Source organism: Streptomyces sp. NPDC002499 (assembly GCF_053595415.1).
The window spans coordinates 109,692-128,287 of the sequence record NZ_JBSFXO010000004.1 but is presented as its reverse complement, the minus strand read 5'-3'; the positions used below and the strand labels follow the sequence as shown (position 1 = coordinate 128,287).

At 70.7% G+C, this 18,596-nt stretch carries 16 protein-coding genes and 1 pseudogene; 6 read left to right on the top strand and 11 right to left on the bottom strand.

The genetic code is table 11. From position 1 onward, the window contains the following. Positions 1-51: 51 nt before the first annotated feature. Positions 52-165 (bottom strand): annotated as a pseudogene (locus tag ACWD5F_RS11595) (IS5-like element IS4811 family transposase); the annotation flags it as partial. Between the two features lie 184 nt (positions 166-349). On the opposite strand from ACWD5F_RS11595, the gene ACWD5F_RS11590 reads away from it, so the two are divergent. Further along, positions 350-667 (top strand): hypothetical protein, encoded by a 318-nt coding sequence (locus tag ACWD5F_RS11590; RefSeq protein WP_451253374.1) that lies wholly within the window; start codon positions 350-352, stop codon positions 665-667. A gap of 39 nt (positions 668-706) precedes the next feature. Here ACWD5F_RS11590 and ACWD5F_RS11585 read toward each other — a convergent pair whose 3' ends face one another. From ACWD5F_RS11585 to ACWD5F_RS11560, 6 genes are all read right to left on the bottom strand, one after another. Next, complete coding sequence (locus ACWD5F_RS11585) at positions 707-1,495, bottom strand: thioesterase family protein (protein ID WP_451253372.1); 789 nt, start codon at positions 1,493-1,495, stop codon at positions 707-709. A gap of 69 nt (positions 1,496-1,564) precedes the next feature. Continuing rightward, entirely contained in the window at positions 1,565-3,709 is a 2,145-nt protein-coding gene (locus ACWD5F_RS11580) for an RICIN domain-containing protein (RefSeq protein WP_451254105.1), read from the bottom strand. Positions 3,710-3,872: 163 nt separating this feature from the next. After that, the gene (locus tag ACWD5F_RS11575) at positions 3,873-5,234 is read right to left on the bottom strand and encodes a lectin (protein ID WP_451253370.1); all 1,362 of its coding nucleotides are present in this window, start codon (positions 5,232-5,234) and stop codon (positions 3,873-3,875) included. 181 nt (positions 5,235-5,415) lie between these two features. Further along, a complete protein-coding gene (locus ACWD5F_RS11570) occupies positions 5,416-7,386 on the bottom strand; it encodes a glycoside hydrolase family 5 protein (protein ID WP_451253368.1) in 1,971 nt (656 codons plus the stop codon). An 83-nt stretch (positions 7,387-7,469) separates the two neighbouring features. Next, positions 7,470-7,835, bottom strand: a complete 366-nt coding sequence (locus tag ACWD5F_RS11565) for a MazG-like family protein (RefSeq protein ID WP_401729140.1) — start codon at positions 7,833-7,835, stop codon at positions 7,470-7,472. 22 nt (positions 7,836-7,857) lie between these two features. Further along, a complete protein-coding gene (locus ACWD5F_RS11560; protein ID WP_451253367.1) occupies positions 7,858-8,436 on the bottom strand; it encodes a DoxX family protein in 579 nt (192 codons plus the stop codon). Positions 8,437-8,602: 166 nt separating this feature from the next. Between ACWD5F_RS11560 and ACWD5F_RS11555 the strand changes: the two genes are divergently transcribed. Beyond that, entirely contained in the window at positions 8,603-8,929 is a 327-nt protein-coding gene (locus ACWD5F_RS11555) for a nuclear transport factor 2 family protein (RefSeq protein WP_401729138.1), read from the top strand. Positions 8,930-9,042: 113 nt separating this feature from the next. After that, on the top strand, positions 9,043-10,029 hold the full coding sequence (locus ACWD5F_RS11550; RefSeq protein ID WP_451253364.1) for an aldo/keto reductase: 987 nt from the start codon (positions 9,043-9,045) through the stop codon (positions 10,027-10,029). Between the two features lie 46 nt (positions 10,030-10,075). On the opposite strand, the gene ACWD5F_RS11545 is transcribed toward ACWD5F_RS11550, so the two are convergent. Next, on the bottom strand, positions 10,076-10,873 hold the full coding sequence (locus ACWD5F_RS11545) for an ABC transporter ATP-binding protein (RefSeq protein ID WP_451253363.1): 798 nt from the start codon (positions 10,871-10,873) through the stop codon (positions 10,076-10,078). A gap of 94 nt (positions 10,874-10,967) precedes the next feature. Next, positions 10,968-12,425, bottom strand: coding sequence for an ABC transporter permease (locus ACWD5F_RS11540; RefSeq protein ID WP_451253361.1), 1,458 nt, complete (start codon positions 12,423-12,425; stop codon positions 10,968-10,970). A 200-nt stretch (positions 12,426-12,625) separates the two neighbouring features. On the opposite strand from ACWD5F_RS11540, the gene ACWD5F_RS11535 reads away from it, so the two are divergent. Continuing rightward, positions 12,626-13,822, top strand: coding sequence for a D-alanyl-D-alanine carboxypeptidase family protein (locus ACWD5F_RS11535; RefSeq protein ID WP_451253360.1), 1,197 nt, complete (start codon positions 12,626-12,628; stop codon positions 13,820-13,822). Positions 13,823-14,064: 242 nt separating this feature from the next. Here ACWD5F_RS11535 and ACWD5F_RS11530 read toward each other — a convergent pair whose 3' ends face one another. Both ACWD5F_RS11530 and ACWD5F_RS11525 read right to left on the bottom strand, forming a co-directional pair. Then, positions 14,065-14,853 carry an SDR family oxidoreductase gene (locus ACWD5F_RS11530; RefSeq protein WP_451253359.1) on the bottom strand — a complete coding sequence of 263 codons (789 nt, stop codon included), beginning with the start codon at positions 14,851-14,853 and terminating at the stop codon, positions 14,065-14,067. 61 nt (positions 14,854-14,914) lie between these two features. Next, positions 14,915-15,913 carry a Gfo/Idh/MocA family protein gene (locus ACWD5F_RS11525; RefSeq protein WP_451253358.1) on the bottom strand — a complete coding sequence of 333 codons (999 nt, stop codon included), beginning with the start codon at positions 15,911-15,913 and terminating at the stop codon, positions 14,915-14,917. A gap of 103 nt (positions 15,914-16,016) precedes the next feature. On the opposite strand from ACWD5F_RS11525, the gene ACWD5F_RS11520 reads away from it, so the two are divergent. Both ACWD5F_RS11520 and ACWD5F_RS11515 read left to right on the top strand, forming a co-directional pair. After that, positions 16,017-17,381 carry a multidrug effflux MFS transporter gene (locus tag ACWD5F_RS11520; RefSeq protein ID WP_451253357.1) on the top strand — a complete coding sequence of 455 codons (1,365 nt, stop codon included), beginning with the start codon at positions 16,017-16,019 and terminating at the stop codon, positions 17,379-17,381. After that, positions 17,333-18,502 (top strand): serine hydrolase domain-containing protein, encoded by a 1,170-nt coding sequence (locus ACWD5F_RS11515; protein WP_451254103.1) that lies wholly within the window; start codon positions 17,333-17,335, stop codon positions 18,500-18,502. Before ACWD5F_RS11520 ends, ACWD5F_RS11515 begins: the two co-directional genes overlap by 49 nt. The last annotated feature ends 94 nt before the right edge of the window (positions 18,503-18,596 follow it).

The window sequence follows — 18,596 nt, the reverse complement described above, 5'->3', positions numbered from 1 at the left end:
CGGACGGGCTGTCAGGCCACCTGCGCCAGGTAGTCCGGGGTGACGTCGCGGCGGGCGGCGGACGGTCTTGATGGTGAGGTCGAGGTAGGTCTTGACCCAGGTCACCAGCTTTCCGGCACAGGCGGAGTCGGCCCAGACGATGGCGATTTGAGGGTGCGACGACCGAGCCGAACAGGCTCACGCCCGGCCGCGTCCGCAGAGTGTTCAGGAACCTGCACGCCAAGACCGGCTCCCCGGCTGGTGCACCGAAACCGTCCCGCCCACCACAGAGTCGGCACCAAGCCTCGCCGCGGCACCTGAAGCTCCGCCCGCCTGAACGGTCGGGAAGCCGACGAGGTTGGATGGCTCCATGGTGAGACGAAAGCGGGAGAAGAAGAGGCGACCTCCCTGCGGTATGCCGAAGGGCATCGTCCTGCTCGCGACGCCGGAAGGCTGGCGCCACAGTGTCCTCACCGTTGAAGGCGGGATGCTCTGCGGGCGCCTCGCCGACGTCCCGGTCAACGCCGGACCCGCCGAGGCGCGGGCCGCCGCGGCGGCCATGGTGGTGGGACTCGCACACGACTTCCACGACGTACGCGTCGACGTGACCTGGGATCCGCCCCGGGAACCCGGGTCCTGGACCGCCCAGGTCACCGTTGCCGCGACCCCGCCGAACGCCCCTGGTTAGACGACAAGCTCAGTGCGCTCCCGCTCGGCGCGCCCCCGTTCAGCGTCCCGGCTGTGGGCGGACCGTCAGGAGCTGCTGGGCCTGGCCGACCGGGCCCTCGATGTCGTACAGGACCGTGCTGGTCAGGCCCTGGCCGGTCGGGCCGAAGGTGACCGTCGTGTCCAAACCGGTCCAGGAGCCCACCGGTTGGCGGTGCAGGTGGATCGTGAGGTCGACGTTCGGGAACATCCACTCGGCGGGCGACTCCCGTACGGCGATGCCGTTGGCCGTGTCGACGAGGGCGAGGTAGGAGGCGAGCGGGCCGCTGGGCTCGCCGGCGACGAGGTCGAGCTCGGTGGAGATCCAGGCGGTGGTGCGGCCCGGCTGCGGCGGCGCGAGGGGGCGGACGTCGATCGAGGCGATGTAGCCGCCCGGCCAGGCGTCGGCCATCTTCCACGGCTCGAGGGACTCGGGCGGGGCGAGCCGGGCGTCGGGGCCGCCCGCCACCGCCGTGGTGTCGACGGCGGCGAGCAGCCAGGCGCGGGCCCGGACCACCGGGCGTCCGGCGATCCGCACCACGGCTTCGAGGAGCTCGATGGTGCGGCCGGGGCGGACCGTCTCGACGCTGATCTCGCACTCGTCCAGGGCAGGACGGCCGAGGATGTCGAAGCTGATGCGGGACAGCAGCAGCCCGGGGCGCTCGCCGATGTGGCGGTCCAGCGCGTGGGCGATGAGGCCGCCCAGGGGGCTGAAGTGCTGCTCGTCGGAGGACCAGGCGCCGCCCGTGTGCGGGGTGGGCTTGTAGCGGTGGTCGTCGATGCGCTCGTAGTAGGCGGCTGAACTGCTCAACGGATGGATCTCCTCGCGGTGGTCGCAGGCTCGTCCAGCAGCCTACGACCACCGCGACCGGGAGATCCGTTACGGGTAGCTGGTCAGGTTGGCGACGTTGTTGGAGGAGTTGGACGGTCCTCCCGTGTTGTTGATGACGTGGCTGATGGTGCCCGTACCGCCCAGGGACACCGTCAGCATGCTGGTGAAGCGGACGTTGGAGTTGGTCGGCGCCTCGATGGCACGCGCGGCCACCACGCCCGGGTTGACGTTGAAGTAGCAGTAGCTGCCCAGCCCGTAGGCCTGGTGGCTGGTGACCGAGTCGGCGACCTTGTAGGCCGCGTAGCCCTGGGTGGATCCGTTCATCCAGGACGCCTGGTTCGGTGGGTCGTAGGGCATCTCGTTCTGGTAGAAGTACGTGCGCCCGCCGTTGCCGTTCCAGATGGTCTGGTACTTCTGGTAGTGCTCGACGAACAGGCCGTACATCGTCACGTTGTCGCCGTTGACCGTCAGGCCGTTGTCGGCCGTGTTGCTGGTCCAGCCGACGCCCGAGCCGTGGTCGGCGCGCCAGATCCACATGTGGTCGCCGATCACGTTGTCGCTGTTGACGATCAGGCTGTTGGTCGCCTTGCCGACGCCCGCGCCGCCGACGCGGAAGTACACGTCGTGCAGCGAGGTCGGGTCGGCGGTGTGGGTGGCGGAGGAGCCGCTCGGGCCGACCTCCATCAGGGACGGCGAGTTGGTGGTGCCCGCGTCGAAGAGCAGACCCGCGACCTTCACGCCGTCGACGTCCGCGACCTTCATCGCGGTGATGCCGTTGTCCGGGATCAGGGTGGCCAGGCCGAGGCCGAGGATCACCGTGTCGGGCCGGTTCACCTGGAGGGTCTGGTTGAGGTGGTAGACACCGGGCGTCACCAGGAGGTTCTTGCCGGCCGCCAGTGCCTCGTTGATCTGCGCGGCGGTCGCGCCCGGCTTCACGATGTAGAAGCTGTCGATGGACAGCGACGAGCCGGCCGGCGAGCCCGAAGCCCAGCTGGTCCCGGTCGAGTTGGAGCGCAGCGACGGTACGAACACCTGGTAGGCGCCGGCGCTGTCGACGTACAGGAACGGCTTCTCACGCGTGACCGGGGTCTGCGCGACCGTCGTGTAGGGCGGGTTGGGGAAGCTGGTGCCCGGGACGCCCTGGCTGCCGACGAAGACCATGTTCCAGTTGGAGCCGGTCCAGCTGCCGAGCTGCGAGTTGCGGGTCAGCCACTGCTGCTGGCTGCCGGAGTTGACCTGGCCGTCGATCTTGCTGTCGGCGAGCAGGCCGCCGCTGGACCAACCGCCGTCGTCCAGCGCGAGGTTGCCGCGCAGGTGCATCCGCCGGTAGGCCGCCGCCTGCGAGACCGCCCAGCGGTCGGAGCCGCCGGTCGGGGTGACGGAGAGGTTCTCCGCGCCGCGCCAGAAGTTCTGCGTGGCGTTGCCCTGGAACCAGTCGGCCTCGGCGTGCACCGCGCCGTTGATGTTGACCGCGTCCGGGGTCAGACCGAGGCCCAGCACCTGGGTGTAGAAGCCGACGTTGACGTTGGCGCTGTAGGTGCCCGGCTTGAACATGACCGCGTAGCGCTGGGAGCCGAACTGGTTCGTCTCCTGCTGCGAGAAGATCGTGTTGACGCGGCTCTGGATCGTCGACGCCGACATCGACGGGTCGAAGACGACCACGTTCGGGCCGAGGTCGGGGTTGCCGGACGACGGCGGGTTCACGGCGGCCACCTGGAAGCGCTGGGCGGCACTGCCGTTGCAGGTGTACTGCACCAGCTGCACGCTGTCGGCGGTGGAAGCGGCCGGGTCGTCCAGGCACTTGCCGCTGTTGCGGTTGACGAAGTGGTACGCGCCGCCGCCCTCGTCGACCGGCAGCCACTGCTGGTTGGTGCCGCCGCCGTAGGTCCACAGCTGGGCCAGCGCGTTGTCGGCCGTGGAGACACCGGTGACGTCGACGACCTGGCTGGTGTTGTTGCCGTTGTTGATGCTGACGTAGCCGTCCGTGGTGGTCGTGAAGCTCCACTGCTGGGCCGTGCTGCCGTTGCAGGTGTACTGCTGCACGGCCGTGCCGTTCGTGGTGGCGGCCGACCTGGCGTCCAGACACTTGCCGCTGGCCGCGTTGGTGAGCGTGGAAAAGCCGGTGGGCAGGGCGGTGGCCGCCGCCTGCGAGGGGCTCGCGGTCAGCAGCGACGCGGCCGCCCCGGCGACCATCGCGACCGCGAGCGGTCTGCGGCCCCGGGAGGCGGTGCGTAGATGACGGAACACGGGTTCTCCTAGCCTGAGTTGCTGAGGGGGGTGGGGTGCGGCCCGGCTCGGCCGGTGCGGGCCGAGCCGGGCCGGTGTACGCCGCGACTCAGTCGGCGTACACCGTCGGTCAGCCGGTGTAGGCCGAGAAGACGCGGGTGTAGTCCCAGTTGCCCTGGCTCACGCCGGAGCAGCTGTCGGCGGGGCCGCCGGTGCAGGGCCGGTCGCGGTTGGCGGACCAGAAGGTCAGCCGGGCCAGGTGGTGCTGCTGGGCGTAGGCGAGGATCGTGCGGAAGTCGGCGACGGTGACGGTCTCGTTGTTGTCGGTGATCCCGTTCATGGACGAGATGCCCATGTCCCGGTAGGCCGCGTCGTCGGTGTAGCCGTACGCGCTCTTCAGCGCGTTCTTCAGGCCCTCGGCGGCCTGGACCGTCAGGTTGCCCATGTTCTGGCCCGCGCCGCCGAAGTCGAACGGCATGATGGCCCACGCGTCCACCGTCAGACCGGAGTTGTGCGCCCGGTTGATCAGGCTGGTGTCGGGGCCGCTCTGCCCGGTGCCGATGGTGATGTAGATCTTGATGCCCGGGTTGCTCGCCTTCACGGTCTTCAGCGCGTCCACCGTGCGCTGCTGCACGGTCGGGTTGCTGTACGCGTCGGCCTCGATGTCGATGTCGATCGCCTTGAGCGCGTAGGCGTTGATCACCTTCTGGTACGCCGCCGCCAGCTCACCGGCGCTGGAGCAGGAGCTCTCCAGCTTGTTGCCGCTGTAGCCGCCGAAGGACGGGATGACCTCGCCGCCGTTGGCCCGGATGGTGTTGATCGTGGACTGGTCCACGCCGCCGGTCAGCGCGCGGCCGCCGTCCCACTGGGGGTTGCAGTAGCCGTTGCTGAGGACGAAGGCGAGCGTGAAGTTCTTGACGCCGGTGGCGTTGGTGATCGTGGTGGGGCTGGGCGGGCTGCCCCAGCCGTTGTAGAGGTAGGGCGCCACGGCCAGGGGCGAGGAGGTCGGCGGGTTGTCGCCGCCGGCGGCGGGCGCGGTCCACTTCTGGTTGGCGCCGCCGGAGCACGTCCAGATCTGGGCGCGGGTGCCGTTGGCCGAGGAGTTGCCGGTGGCGTCCAGGCACTTGTTGGCCTGCGTGCCGACGATGTCGCGGGCGGCGGAGACGGTCCACTTCTGGTTGGCGGCGCCGGAGCACGTCCACAGCTGGATCTTGGTGCCGTCGGCGGTCGAACTCCCGGTGACGTCAAGACACTTGCCCAGCGCGCGGATCGTGCCGTCGGTGCCCACGGTCCACTGCTGGGCGGCGGTGCCGTTGCAGTCGTAGAGCTGGACGGCCGTGCCGTCGGCGGAGCTCGCGCCCGCCACGTCCAGGCACTTGCCGCCGAGGCCGGTGATCGTGCCGGTCGCGGCGGCGGCGGGGGTGCTGGCGAGGAGGCCGGCGGAGAGGGTGAGTGCCGCGACGGAGAGCGCGGCGACGAGTGGTCTGGGCATGACAGATCGGCCCTTTCGTGGGGGGTGGGACGCCCGGGGCCGGGGCGACCGGTGCAGGGCGAGCGCACGCGTGGTACTGGGGCTGACCGGTGAACTTAAAGGTATGGACCACTTACGTCAAGAGGTGAAGTAAGGTTTGACGGAAGCGGCTTGCCTGACGTCAGGGTGTGACGGCAACGCTTCAGGCCAGTTTGCGGCAGTACAGCGCGTCCGGTGTCCGCGACGAGCCCAGCCGGCCCGTGTACGCCACGCCCGCCGCGTACTCGTCGTCGGCGCACTGACCCTTGTAGTTGCCGGACGCGAAGTCTCCGCCCTTCGGCGCCGATCCCCGGTTGTCACCGCGGTCGAACCAGACGGTACGGCCGCCGGAACCGAGCCGTCCGGCGGACGCGGTCGCGCACAGGACGGCCGATACGGCGGCGCCGCGGACGCTGTATCCCGTCATGAACTGACCGTCGGCGCACTGGAGTTTGGTGTAGCCCGACGCCCAGTCGCCGCCCGGCGCGACATGCCGTTCGTCTCGGACCACCTCGTGAGCGCCGGCCGGTGCCCACAGCGCGCCCGCGGTCACGTCCGAGCACAGCCCCCGGTTGCCGGTGTGGCTCAGGCCCAGCAGCCGCTGCCCGTCGGGGCAGGCCGCCTTGCGGGCGCCGGAGTCCCAGTCGGGCAGGGCGCGCAGCCGCCGGGACTGGACGAAGTCGCCGTGGTCGGGGCTGAGCTGGGACCACTCCGGTACGGCCGCCACGGGCCCGGTCCGGCCGGTCGCGGTGATCAGTCGGGTCCAGGCGGACGCCCGCCAGTCGTCACCGTCGTACAGGCCCATGCGCCGGCCCTGGCTGTCCCAGTGCAGCAGGGCCCAGCCGTTGCCGGTGCGGTTCTCGTGCCAGCCGACCAGTGGCCAGTAGGCGAAGTCGGCGTCGTTGCGGATCAGTTCGTCGACGAAGTTCTCGAACCAGGCGCGCGGTTTGGCGCCGGTCTCCTCCCGGCCGCCGACGCCGAACTCGCTGATCCAGACGGGCGCGGTGAAGTGCTGGTCCTGCTCGGCGGTCACGAAGAAGGCCTGGCGGTACAGGACTTGGGTCAGTTCGGCCGGAGTCAGGTCGCGGTAGCGGGGGTCGCTGGTCTCGCCGGTGCCGGTCGCTCCGCTGTGGTTGGGGCCGGTGTAGTCGTAGAAGTGGGCGGAGTAGACGAGCTTGCCGGAGTCGACGAGGGTGTGCGAGAGGGTGCGTACGGGTGCCAGGGTGGGGCGTTCGTGTGCGAAGCCGTCGATCGGGATGCCGGTCCAGTTGATGCCCTCGACGACGATCAGCAGATCGGGGTTGGCCTCGGTGAGGATGCGGTCGCCGACGTGCTGCGAGGCGGCGAACCAGTCGTGGTCGTCGCCCAGGCCCCAGTTGGGGTCGTCCCAGACATTGCGGCGCACCTCGTTGTAGAGGTCGGCGCCGACCACGCGCTTGTTGTCCCGGTAGCGGCGGGCCATGAACAGCCAGTCGTCCTCCCAGGTCTGGGTGGACTGGCTCGCGTTCCAGCGCTCGTTGCCGTCGACCCCGCAGCACCAACGGGTGGTGTTCGTATGGTTGTTGAGGATCACGGCGAGCCCGGCGGCGGTCAGCTCGCGCACCACCACGTCGTACACCTGGAGCGGGGTCAGACCGCGCAGGGACGGGTTGGCGGCGACCGCGCGGTCCGTGACGGGCACGCCGTCGTGGATCATCTCGTTGGAGAACGGCAGCCGGATGCTGTTGATGCCGATCTCCTTGAAACCGGCGATGATCTCGGCGATGGACGCGCGGTCCAGGCCGAGCGGCATTCGGCCGGAGTTCTCGCCCGCGTGGTGGTTGGCGTCGTCGTCCGTGCTGCCCGAGCCGTTCCAAGTGCCGCTGGCGCCGTGCCAGTTGCCGGACCGGAGCTTGAAGCGGTTGCCGTTGGCGTCGACGATCCAGCGGCCCCGGGTGCTGAGCGGGGGCGTCCAGTCGGTGGCGGCGACCACGGGAGCGGTGACCGGCGCCGGCGCGGCCGGCTCGGCTCCCGACGCGGCCGAGGCCGTCGACACCGGTACCGGAAGCACCAGCAGGAGTACGGCGGCCAGAGTGGCCCTGACGAGGGATCCGCGCACGGTGACCGCCCTGCGAGACGACGTCGTTGTTGTCATGGCAGCGTCATCATCAGGGGTGGGTGCGGGGCAGGTCCAGCCCTGGGAAGGTGTTGGTCCGGTCCAGGACTCATGCCCTCTGTCTATGACGCCCCGTCCACCCCCAGCGACCGCGACCGCACCCGCGCCAGATGGTGGGCGAAGACCTCGCGGGTGTCCGGGGTCAGGGTGCGCAGCGCGACCAGGGCCGTGATGACGACATCGCACAGTTCCGCCTGGACGTCGTCCCACGTGTGGGTGATGCCCTTGCGCGGGTTCTGGCCGGTCGCCCCGATCACCGCCTCGGCGACCTCGCCTACCTCCTCCGACAGCTTGAGCATGCGCAGCAGCATGCCTTCCTTGCCGTCGAGCGGACGGTTCGCCTCCAGCCAGGTCCACAGGTCGTCGATGGCGGCCCAGAGGTCGACGGGAGCGGCGGCCGGCGGGGCGGAAAGGTCCTGATCACTCATACGCGGAGCCTGTCACGCGGGCTCACCGGTCGAACAGCACCTCCTGCGCCCCTGCCCCCTCCTCCCAGTCCTCCCCTTCCTCCTCGTCCACCACCCTCCGCAGTCGCTGGTTCCGCATCCCCACGACCACCGCCGTCACCGCCGCCGTCACGCCCAGTGCCACCGGGACCATCCAGTTGCGGTCGACCGCGTGGCCGAGGGCGTGGTCGAGGGAGAGGCGGCCCGGGCCCGTGACGGCGAGGCCGGCCGCGGTCAGGCTCAGGCTCGCCGCGTACTCGTAGCCGCCGCCCGCGGCGAAGAAGCCGTTCGGGGTGTGCACCGCGGCCGCCCCCGCCATCGCCCCGGCCGCCGCCGCGCCCGCCGCCGGGGTGGCCAGGCCCAGGGCCAGCAGGGTGCCGCCGCCCGCCTCGGCGAGGCCCGCCGCCGTGGCGCTGGCCCGGCCGGGCGCGTAGCCCACGGACTCCATGAACCTGCCGGTCCCTTCGATCCCGTGCCCTCCGAACCAGCCGAACAGCTTCTGCGCGCCGTGCGCGGCCAGCACACCTCCCGTGCCCAGCCGGAGCAGCAGCAGGCCCAGATCACGTCGGTCGTAGCAGGTCACGGTGACTCCCGATGCGGACGGCAGGAACAGGTCCCCCCTCGTCTTCCCACCGTTCTCCGACGGTGGCCCTCCCCGTCTCCCCACCGTCCCACCGCACCCATCCGGCAGCCCCGTTCGCGCGGCCGTTCGGGTGGCGGTCGTGGGGGAGCGGTGTGAGTCTGCTGGCATGACGATTCAGCCAGCCAAACTCACCGACCCGACCGTCCGGGCCTTCGTCACCGCCGTCAACGCCCATGACCGCGACGGCTTCGTGGCGCTGCTCGCGCCCGGCGCGACGATGGCGGACGACGGCTCCGACCGGGACCTCGACGAATGGATCGACCGGGAGATCTTCTCCTCCAACGGTCACCTCGACGTCGACAACGAGTCCCAGGGCGGCCGCGCGCTCCTCGCGAACTACCGCAACGACACCTGGGGCGAGATGCGCACCCGGTGGAGCTTCACGGTCGAGGACGACGGCAGGATCTCCCGCTTCGAGACCGGGCAGGCGTAACCGGCGCCAGGCGGCCGGGCGGGCATGGCCGGCCCGTAAACCCCTTGCCTTAATACCCCTCGCCTTAAAACCCCTTGCCTTCGTGTGCGCTTCAACTCCTAGCGTCTGTCGGCATGGACACCAACAGGACACTCGGCCGCAGCGGTATCGCAGTGAGCGCCCTCGGCTTCGGCTGCTGGGCCATCGGGGGCGAGTGGCAGGATCCCGACGGACAGCCCCTGGGCTGGGGCAAGGTCGACGACGACGAGTCCGTACGGGCGATCCGCCGCGCCCTCGACCTCGGCGTGACGTTCTTCGACACCGCCGACACCTACGGCGCCGGGCACAGCGAGCGGGTGCTCGGACGCGCCCTCGGCAAGCGGCGCGACGACGTCGTGGTCGCCACCAAGTGGGGCAACGTCTTCGACGAGGAGACCCGCACCCTCACCGGCAGCGACGACTCCCCGCAGCACGCCCGCCGCGCGCTGACCGCCTCGCTCGCCCGCCTGGGCACCGATCACATCGACCTCTACCAACTGCACCTCAACGACCTGGACCCCGAGCGTGCGGCCCAACTCCGGGACGCCTGCGAAGAGTTCGTGAGCGAGGGGCTGATCCGGGCGTACGGGTGGAGCACCGACGACCCGGCGCGGGCCGCGGTGTTCGCCGAAGGGGCGCACTGCGCCTCCGTGCAGCACTCGGTGAACGTCCTCGAGGACACCCCCGAAATGTTCGCCCTGTGCGACGAGTTGGGGCTCGCGAGCATCAACCGCGGCCCGCTGGCGATGGGTCTGCTGACCGGCAAGCAGCGCCCCGGACGGGCCCTGGAGGCCGGCGACATCCGCAACACCCCGCCCGCCTGGATGACCGGCTTCAAGCAGGGCGCCGGCGCCGACGAGGACTGGGTCGCCCGCGTCGAGTCCCTGCGGGAGGTCCTCACCAGTGACGGCCGCACCCTCGCCCAGGGCGCCCTGGGCTGGCTGTGGGCCCGCAGCGGGCGCACGATCCCGATCCCCGGGTTCCGGTCGGTCGAGCAGGCCGAGCAGAACGCGGGCGCCATCGAGAAGGGGCCGCTCACCGCCGGGCAGCTGGCCGAGGTCGACCGGATACTCGGAAGGTGAACGGCCCCTGGGGGCACGGCATTCGGTAACGCCGGGTGCCGTGCCGTCAGTACCCCTGGTTCCCGTACCGGGCGTACTGCTGATCGCCGGGCTGCTGACCGCCGTAGCCCTGATCGCCGAACTGCTGGTCCCCGTACGGCTGTTGCTGTGCCGCCTGGGCGAACTCCCCGCCCTGCTCCGTGAGCGTCAGCCGGCCGGCCTTGATGGTCGCCAGGCGCGGGGCGCGGCGGGCGATGGAGGAGTCGTGGGTGACCATGACGAAGGTCAGCCCGTACTCGTGCCACAGGCCCTCCAGCAGGCCCATGATGTCGTCGCGGGTGCCCTCGTCGAGGTTGCCGGTGGGCTCGTCGGCGAGCAGTACCTTCGGCTTCTTCACCAGCGCGCGGGCGATCGCCACGCGCTGCTGCTGGCCGCCGGAGAGTTCGGCGGGGGCGTGCCGCAGGCGGTCGCCGAGGCCGACCGAGGCCAGTGCCTCGGCCGCCCGCTCGCGCCGCTCGGCGGGCTTCACGCCGAGCGGCACCAGGGCCGTCTCGACGTTCTCCTGTGCGGTCAGGGTCGGGATGAGGTTGAACGACTGGAAGATGATGCCGACCTTCTCGGCGCGCAGCCGGGTCAGCTTGGCCTCGCTGATGCGGGCGAGGTCGACGCCGTCCAGCTCGACGCTGCCCTCGGTCGGCCGGTCCAGGCCGCCGATCATCTGCAACAGGGTGGACTTGCCGCCGCCGGTCGGGCCCTGGATGACGAGCTGGTCGCCGTCCTCGATGGTCAGGTCGATGTCGCGCAGCGCCTCGACCGTCTCCTTGCCGCGTGTGTACCGCTTGGTGACGCCGCTGAGTCTGTACATGGGAACTCCAGGAGGTCAGGAGGTGTGGCAGGAGGTAGGGGGCGGGGCGCCGCCGCCCGGGGGGAACGGTGGCGGCGCCCCGGCTCGGGGGGTGTTACGAGACGCTGCGCAGGGCGTCGGCCGGGCGCATCCGGGAGGCGCGCCAGCCGCCCATGGCGCCGGCGATCAGACCGCCGGTGACCGCCAGGCCCACCGCGAGCGCGATGGTGGTCAGGGAGACCGGGGCGGAGAGGGCGATCTCCATGGTGCTGGCCGTGGACTGCCGGCCGGGGCCGCCGCCACCGGGGCCGCCGCCCTGGCCGCCACCGCCGGTGGAGCCGAGCTGCGCGGTCAGCTTGGGGCTGATCGCGGTGACCGTGTAGGCCGCCGCCAGACCCAGGGCGATGCCGAGGCCGCCGCCGATCAGGCCGTTGACCATGGACTCGCCGACGACCTGCCGGGTCACCTTGCGGCTCGGCCAGCCCAGCGCCTTCAGCGTGCCGAACTCGCGCACTCGCCGGGAGACCGCCGAGGAGGTCAGCAGCGCGGCGACCAGGAAGGCCGCCACCAGCACCGCGATCGAGAGCCACTTGCCGACGCTGGTCGCCAGGTCGGAGGCGGTGGACAGCGAGCCGGAGACGGTGGAGGCGAGGTCGGCGGAGGTGGTGACCGTCGTACCCGAGATGTTCTTCTGGATCGTCGACTTGACGATCGAGATCTGCTTCGAGTCGGTCGCCTTGACGTAGATCGTGGTGACCTTGTTCTTCGAGTCGCCGAGCGTCTGGGCCTGCTTCAGCGGCAGGAAGACGTCGGTGGTGGACTCGGAGCTGTCGGGCGTCGCGATGCCGATGACCGTGAACTTGGTGCCGGAGATCTTGAAGGTCGAACCGACCTTGTACTTCTTCTCCTTGGCGTAGGACTTGCTGACCACCGCGACCTTGGAGTTCGCCTGCGCGGAGGTGAAGGTCTTGCCCGAGGTGATCTTCGAGGTGGCGAGCGGGCCGAGGTCCTGGTTCGTGACGTCGATGCCCGCCACCGAGTAGGAGTTGACGTCGAAGGACGCGCCGCCGCCCTGGACCTGGGGCGGGGCGGTGCTGCCGCTGTTGCCGCCGCCGGGGCCGCCCTGCTGGGAGGAGCCGGAGGTGGAGGACTGCGCCTTGCCCTGGGTGAACGAGCCGTCGACCTTGGTGACGTTCAGGGTGAGCGCGCCGACCGCGTCCGACACACCCTTCTGCGCCGCGACCTTGGTGACCAGGGAGGACGCGAGGACCTGACCGCCCTGCGTATTGACCCGGTCGGAGCTCTGCGTGGTGCTGCTGCTCGACTTGGCGTCGAAGTTGAATCGCGGGCCCCCGGAGCTGCCGCTGGTGGGGGCGGACTGCGCCTTGGTCACGGTCATGTCCGTGCCGAGGCCGTAGAGCGACTTCAGGACCTTGTCCTGCGCCTGCGTCATGCCGGCCGACACCGAGTTGACGGTGATGACCAGAGCGATTCCGAGCGCCAGACCCAGAGCGATGACCAGAGCCGCTTTCTTTCTCCGGCCCAGTTCGCGCTTGAGATAGATGCCAAACATCCCGTTCCCCAAAGGTTCTTGGCGCCCGCTGTGGGCGCTGCCACAAGGTATGGAGAAACCTTTGAGCCAGGCTGAGTAAAGGATGTGTCAGGGCTGAGAAAGCAAGGTGGGGATTCAAATTTGTATAAGACAGGCAATTCTTATCCTGTAGAGGGTCTACTGCCAGGAAACCCCTGTTGGGTGCGGTGTACGGTCCCGGGATGCACGCTTCCCACCCGCTCTCCCGGCGGACCGCGCTCGGCCTGTGCGCGGCCGCCGCCATTCCGCTCGCCTCGGCGACCGACGCGCACGCCTCGACCGTTGTCGGCGGTGCGCGGCTGGCCCGCGCCGGAATTCAGGGCACAGGTCTGCCCAAGGCGCTCACCGCCAAGCTGACCGCCGCCGCCTGGCTCGTCGCCGACTGCGACAGCGGAGAGGTGCTCGCCGCCCGCGACCCGCACCGGCGGCTCGCGCCCGCGTCCACGCTGAAGATGCTGTTCGCCGACACGGTGCTGGGGAAGTTCGAGCGGACCGAGCGGTACCGGGTGACCGACGCGGACCTGGCCGGCATCCCGTCCGGCTCCAGCCTGGTCGGCGTCAAGCCCGGAATCACGTACACCGTCGAGCAGTTGTGGCAGGGCGTCTTCCTGCGCTCGGGCAACGACGCCGTGCACGTGCTCGCCCACATGAACGGCGGGATCGCCAGGACGGTCGCCGAGATGCAGGCCAGGGCGGAGGATCTGCAGGCCCTGGACACCCATGTGGTCAGCCCCGACGGCTTCGACCACAAGGGCCAGCTGTCGTCCGCCTACGACCTCACGCTCTTCGCCCGGCACGGGCTGAAGGACGCCGACTTCCGCGCGTACTGCGCCACCAAGGCCGCCGACTTCCCGGCCGGCGGAAAGAAGACCTTCCAGATCCAGAACACCGACCGCCTGCTCACCGGCACGTACGGGGTGAAGACGTACGACGGTCTGATCGGGGTCAAGAACGGTTACACGAGCAACGCCGGCAACACCTTCACCGGAGCCGCCACCCGCGGCGGCCGGACCCTGCTGGTGACGGTGATGCACCCCAGGAGCGGTTACAACGCCGTCTACGAGGAGACGGCCGCGCTGCTCGACTGGGGCTTCGGCAAAGGGAGTTCGGCCCGGGCGCTGGGCACGCTGGTCGATCCGCTCAGCGAGGGCGGGGCCAAGGCGACCGCGACCCCGGGTGGCGCATCGGCCCGGGCGGCGGCCGGGGCACCGGGTTCGGCGGCGGACGGCGGGTCCTCGGCCTGGGGGACGCTCGCGGGCGCGGGCGGCGCGGTCGCGCTGCTGGCGGGCGGGGCGTGGGTGCTGCGCAGGCGAAGGGCGGCCGGGGCAACGGGAGTTGAGGGGGCGGCGAAGGCGAACGAGGCGGATCGCCCCGACTGAGTCTCGCGGCAGCCGTTCCAGGCACCGGTGCGTACCTCACGGTCCCGCATGAGGTCCACCCCCACGCGATGCCGTGGAACGGCTGCCGCCTCCCCCCTCGGTTTTGGTCTGCGGAAGCCCCGTGCTCCAAGTGTGAAGCTCTTGTGTAGGAGAGTTGAGCATAAGGCCGCCACCGGCCGCAATAGTGCGGACGGTCAAATTCCGCTTGTGCAAGTTGGGGAGTTGGGGGTCGGCGGACGCGCTCAGCCGCGGCCGACGTACGGCATCGTCGTCGCCAGTACGGTCGCGAACTGCACATTCGCCTCCAGCGGCAGCTCCGCCATGTGCCGCACGGTGCGCGCGACATCGGCGACGTCCATCACGGGCTCGGGCGCGATCTCCCCGTTCGCCTGCATCGCGCCCGTGCTCATCCCCGCCGTCATGGCGCTCGCCGCGTTGCCGATGTCGATCTGCCCCACCGCGATCCGGTACGGCCGCCCGTCAAGGGACAGCGACTTGGTGAGGCCGGTCAGCGCGTGCTTGGTCGCCGTGTACGCCACCGACAGCGGCCGGGGCGTATGGGCGGAGATGGAACCGTTGTTGATGATCCGTCCGCCCTGCGGCTCCTGCTTTTTCATCAGCCGGTAGGCCGCCTGCGCGCACAGGAACGCCCCGTTGAGGTTGGTGTCCACCACGTGCCGCCAGGCCTCGTACGGCAGTTCCTCGACCGGCACCCCACCGGGACCGAACGTCCCCGCGTTGTTGAACAGCAGGTCCACCCGCCCGAATCGCTCCACGGTCGCGGCGAACAGCGCGTCCACGTCGGCCGGTTGGGAGACATCGGTGCGTACGACGAGGGCGGCGCCGTCGGGCACGAGCGCCGCCGTCTCCTCCAGCGTCTCGGCGTGCCGGCCGGCCAGCGCGACGGACCAGCCGGCGTGCGACAGCTCGACGGCGACGGCCCGCCCGATCCCGGAACCGGCGCCGGTCACCACGGCGACCTTCGGTACGGCGGATTGCGATACGGCGGTCTTCGATTGCTCAGCATCCATGGGACCGCAGCCTACGAAGCGGGATCCCGCGAGGTCACGCCCCGTTCCGGTGTCGCCGGGATCACGCCTCGTCCGGGTACCGCACCCCGATCCGCTCCCGGATCGCGTCCAGCGTCCGCATCACGGCGAGGGTGCCGTCGATCGGGACGAGCGGGGACTCGGTCTCGCCGGCCCGCAGCGCGCGCATGACCTCGCGGGCCTCGTGCTTGAGGCTGTTGCGCGGACCGTCGGCCGGGTCGGCGGTGAACTCCTGCGGGTCACGTCCGTCGCGGTGCAGGACGAAGCGGTCCGGGAAGAAGAAGCCGTCCGGGACGTCGATGCGGCCCAGCGAGCCGGTGACCGAGGCCGAGGTCGCCAGACCGCCGACGATGGAGCAGTGCACCGAAGCGAGAGCCCCGCTCTCCCAGGTGAGCAGCGCTCCGGTCTGGAGATCGACGCCCTCGTCCGAGAGCACCGCTCGCGCCACCACGTCCGACGGCTCCCCGAGCAGCAGCTGCGCGAACGACACCGGATACACCCCGAGGTCGAGCAGCGAGCCGCCGCCCTGCTCCGGATCGCGCAGCCGGTGCGCCGGCGGGAAGGGCCCGGCGAGCCCGAAGTCCGCCTGAATGGTCCGCACTTCACCGATCGCGCCGTCGTCGACCAGCGCCTTGAGCCGCCGGATCATCGGGTTGCAGTACATCCACATGGCCTCCATCAGGAAGCTCCCGCGCCCCCGTGCAAGGGCGACCAACTCGTCCGCCTCGCGCACGTTGAGCGTGAACGCCTTCTCGACCAGCACGTTCCGCCCGGCCTCCAGGCACAGGCCCGCGGCCACCCGGTGCGCCGAGTGCGGGGTGGCGACGTACACGACATCGATGTCCTCGTCGTGCGCCAGCGCGTCCCAGTCGCCGTAGGCCCGCTCGATCCCGAACCGCTCCGCGAACGCCTTCGCCGACGCCTCGGTGCGCGAGGCGACCGCGACCACCTCGGCATCCGGCAGATCGACCAGATCCGCCGTGAACGCGGCGGCGATCCCACCGGTCGCCAGAATTCCCCACCGCACGTTCTCCGCCGCCATCTCGCGCCGCCCTCGCTCAGGTGCCTCGGCCGCTCGTGTGACCCTCGGCACTGTGTACGAGCTGAGAGCATAGGTGTCGGATCGATCGGAGAGGGAGGGGCACATGCCCGAGCAGGGGGCGCCGCCACCGCGCCTGGACCAGGGCATGGACCCGGGCGTGGAGCAGAACACGAAGCCGGCGACGGCACCCGCGGCCGAACCCGCCGCGGAACCGGCCGTCCCCACCACCGCCCCCACCGTCCTCGCCGCCCGCCGCACCGGCATCCTCGTCACGCTCATCCTGGGCGGCCTCACCGCCACACCCCCGCTGGCGATGGACATGTACCTCCCCTCGCTCCCGGAGGTCACCCGCTCCCTGCACGCGCCCGCCGCGACCGTCCAGCTCACGCTCACCGCCTGTCTGCTCGGCATGGCGCTCGGCCAGCTGGTGGTCGGCCCGATGAGCGACCGCTGGGGCCGCCGCCGCCCGCTGCTGACCGGCCTGGTGGTCTACGTCGTCGCCACCGTCCTGTGCGCCCTCGCGCCGAGCGTGGAGGTCCTGGTCGCCTTCCGCCTCGCGCAGGGCCTGGCGGGCGCGGCCGGGATCGTCATCGCCCGCGCGGTGGTCCGTGACCTGTACGACGGCGTGGCGATGGCCCGCTTCTTCTCGACGCTCATGCTGGTCTCCGGGGTCGCCCCGATCGTCGCGCCGCTGATCGGCGGCCAGATCCTGCGGGTGACGGACTGGCGGGGCGTGTTCGTGGTCCTGACGGTGGTCGGTGTGCTGCTCACCGCGGTCGTGTGGACGCGACTTCCCGAGACCCTCGCGCCTGCCGAGCGGCACAGCGGCGGGGTGGGCGAGGCCCTGCACGCGATGCGCCGCCTGCTGGCCGACCCGCCCTTCACCGGCTACATGCTCACGGGCGGCTTCACCTTCGCCGCGCTGTTCGCGTACATAGCGGCCTCGCCGTTCGTGATCCAGGAGATCTACGGCGCCTCTCCGCAGACGTTCAGCCTGCTGTTCGGCCTGAACTCGGTCGGCCTGGTGATCGTCGGCCAGATCAACGGCAAGCTGCTGGTCGGCCGGGTCACCCTGGAGACGGTGCTGGGCGTCGGCCTGCTCGTCGTGATCGCCGCCGCGACCGCGCTGCTGCTCATGTCGACGGGCGCGTTCGGCGAGGTCGGGCTGGTTCCGGTCGCCGCCGCCCTGTTCGTCCTGATGTCGGCCATGGGGGTGACGCTGCCCAACGCCCAGGCGCTGGCCCTGATGCGCACCAAACAGTCGGCGGGTTCTGCATCCGCGCTGCTCGGAACGTCGTCCTTCCTGATAGGCGCGGTCGCCTCGCCGCTCGTCGGGATCGCCGGGGAGCACACGGCCGTCCCGATGGCCGTCGTCCAACTGGCGGCCGCACTGGTGGCGCTGGCCTGCTTCATGGGAATCTGCCGTCCCTGGAACAAACGTACGAGCCTGGAGGGAGCAGGGAGCTGAGCGCACCCAGACTGCGCGACGACACACCGGAACGTGCCGGCCTCGACCCCGAGGAACTCCGTCTGCTCGCCCAGGAGGTCCACGACCTCACCGCCGGGGACCGCCCCTGGGCGGCGGGCGCGGTCGTGGTCGCCGGCCGCGGTCCGGTGATCGCGGTGGCGGAGGCGGCGGGCTGGGCGGTCCGCTACGCGTCGTACGACCCGGAGCGGGACAAGGGAGTCGAGCTCCCGAAGAGTTCTCGCGTCCCGGTAACGGTGGACACCCCCTTCGACCTGGCGTCCCTGACCAAACTCTTCACCTCGGTCGCCGCCGTCCAGCAGATCGAACGCGGCACGCTGGGCATCGACGCACGCGTCGGCGACTACCTCCCGGACTTCCGCGCGGCGGCCAGACACGGCATCACCATCCGCGAACTCCTCACCCACACATCAGGCCTGCGCCCCGAACTCCCGCTCTACGACTGCGAGAACGACGAGGAACGCCTGGCTCTCCTCCAAGCGGAACCCCCGGTGGGAGTCCCCGGCACCTACACCTACTCGGACCTCAACCTGCTCCTCCTCCAGTACGTCCTGGAACGCATCACGGGCCGCTCCCTGGACGTCCTCGTCCACGAGGGCATCACCCGCCCCCTGGGCATGACGTCGACGGCCTTCGGCCCCTGCCCCGGCGCCGCCGCGACCGAAGACCAACGACGCCCTTGGGCCAAGGCGGACCGGGGCATGCTGCGAGGAGTGGTCCACGACGAGAACGCGTGGGCTCTGGGCGGCGTGGCCGGCCATGCGGGCCTGTTCTCCACGGCCCGGGACCTGGCGATCTTCGCCCGCACCCTCCTGGCGGGCGGCTCCTACGGCCCCGCCCGCATCCTCGGCCCCGACCTGGTCGAACTCCTCCTCACCCCACCGGCATTGGGCTTCGCCCTCGACCAACCGTGGTTCATGGGCGAACTGTCGGGCCAGGGCGCGGCAGGCCACACGGGCTTCACGGGCACGTCCCTGGTCCTGGACCGAGAGACGGACACGTTCGTGGTCCTCCTGGCCAACACGGTCCACCCGAGACGCCGCCCTCCGGACAACACCCCAAGGGCCCAACTGGCAACAAGAATGGCAAGGGCGGTGAGGTGAAGGGGACTGTGCTTCTTGAACGCCGGTCCGGTCTTTGTCTTTCAGCCCGTCCGGCGTTTGAGGACGAGGCCCCTTAAGGGCCGATCGGTGGTTT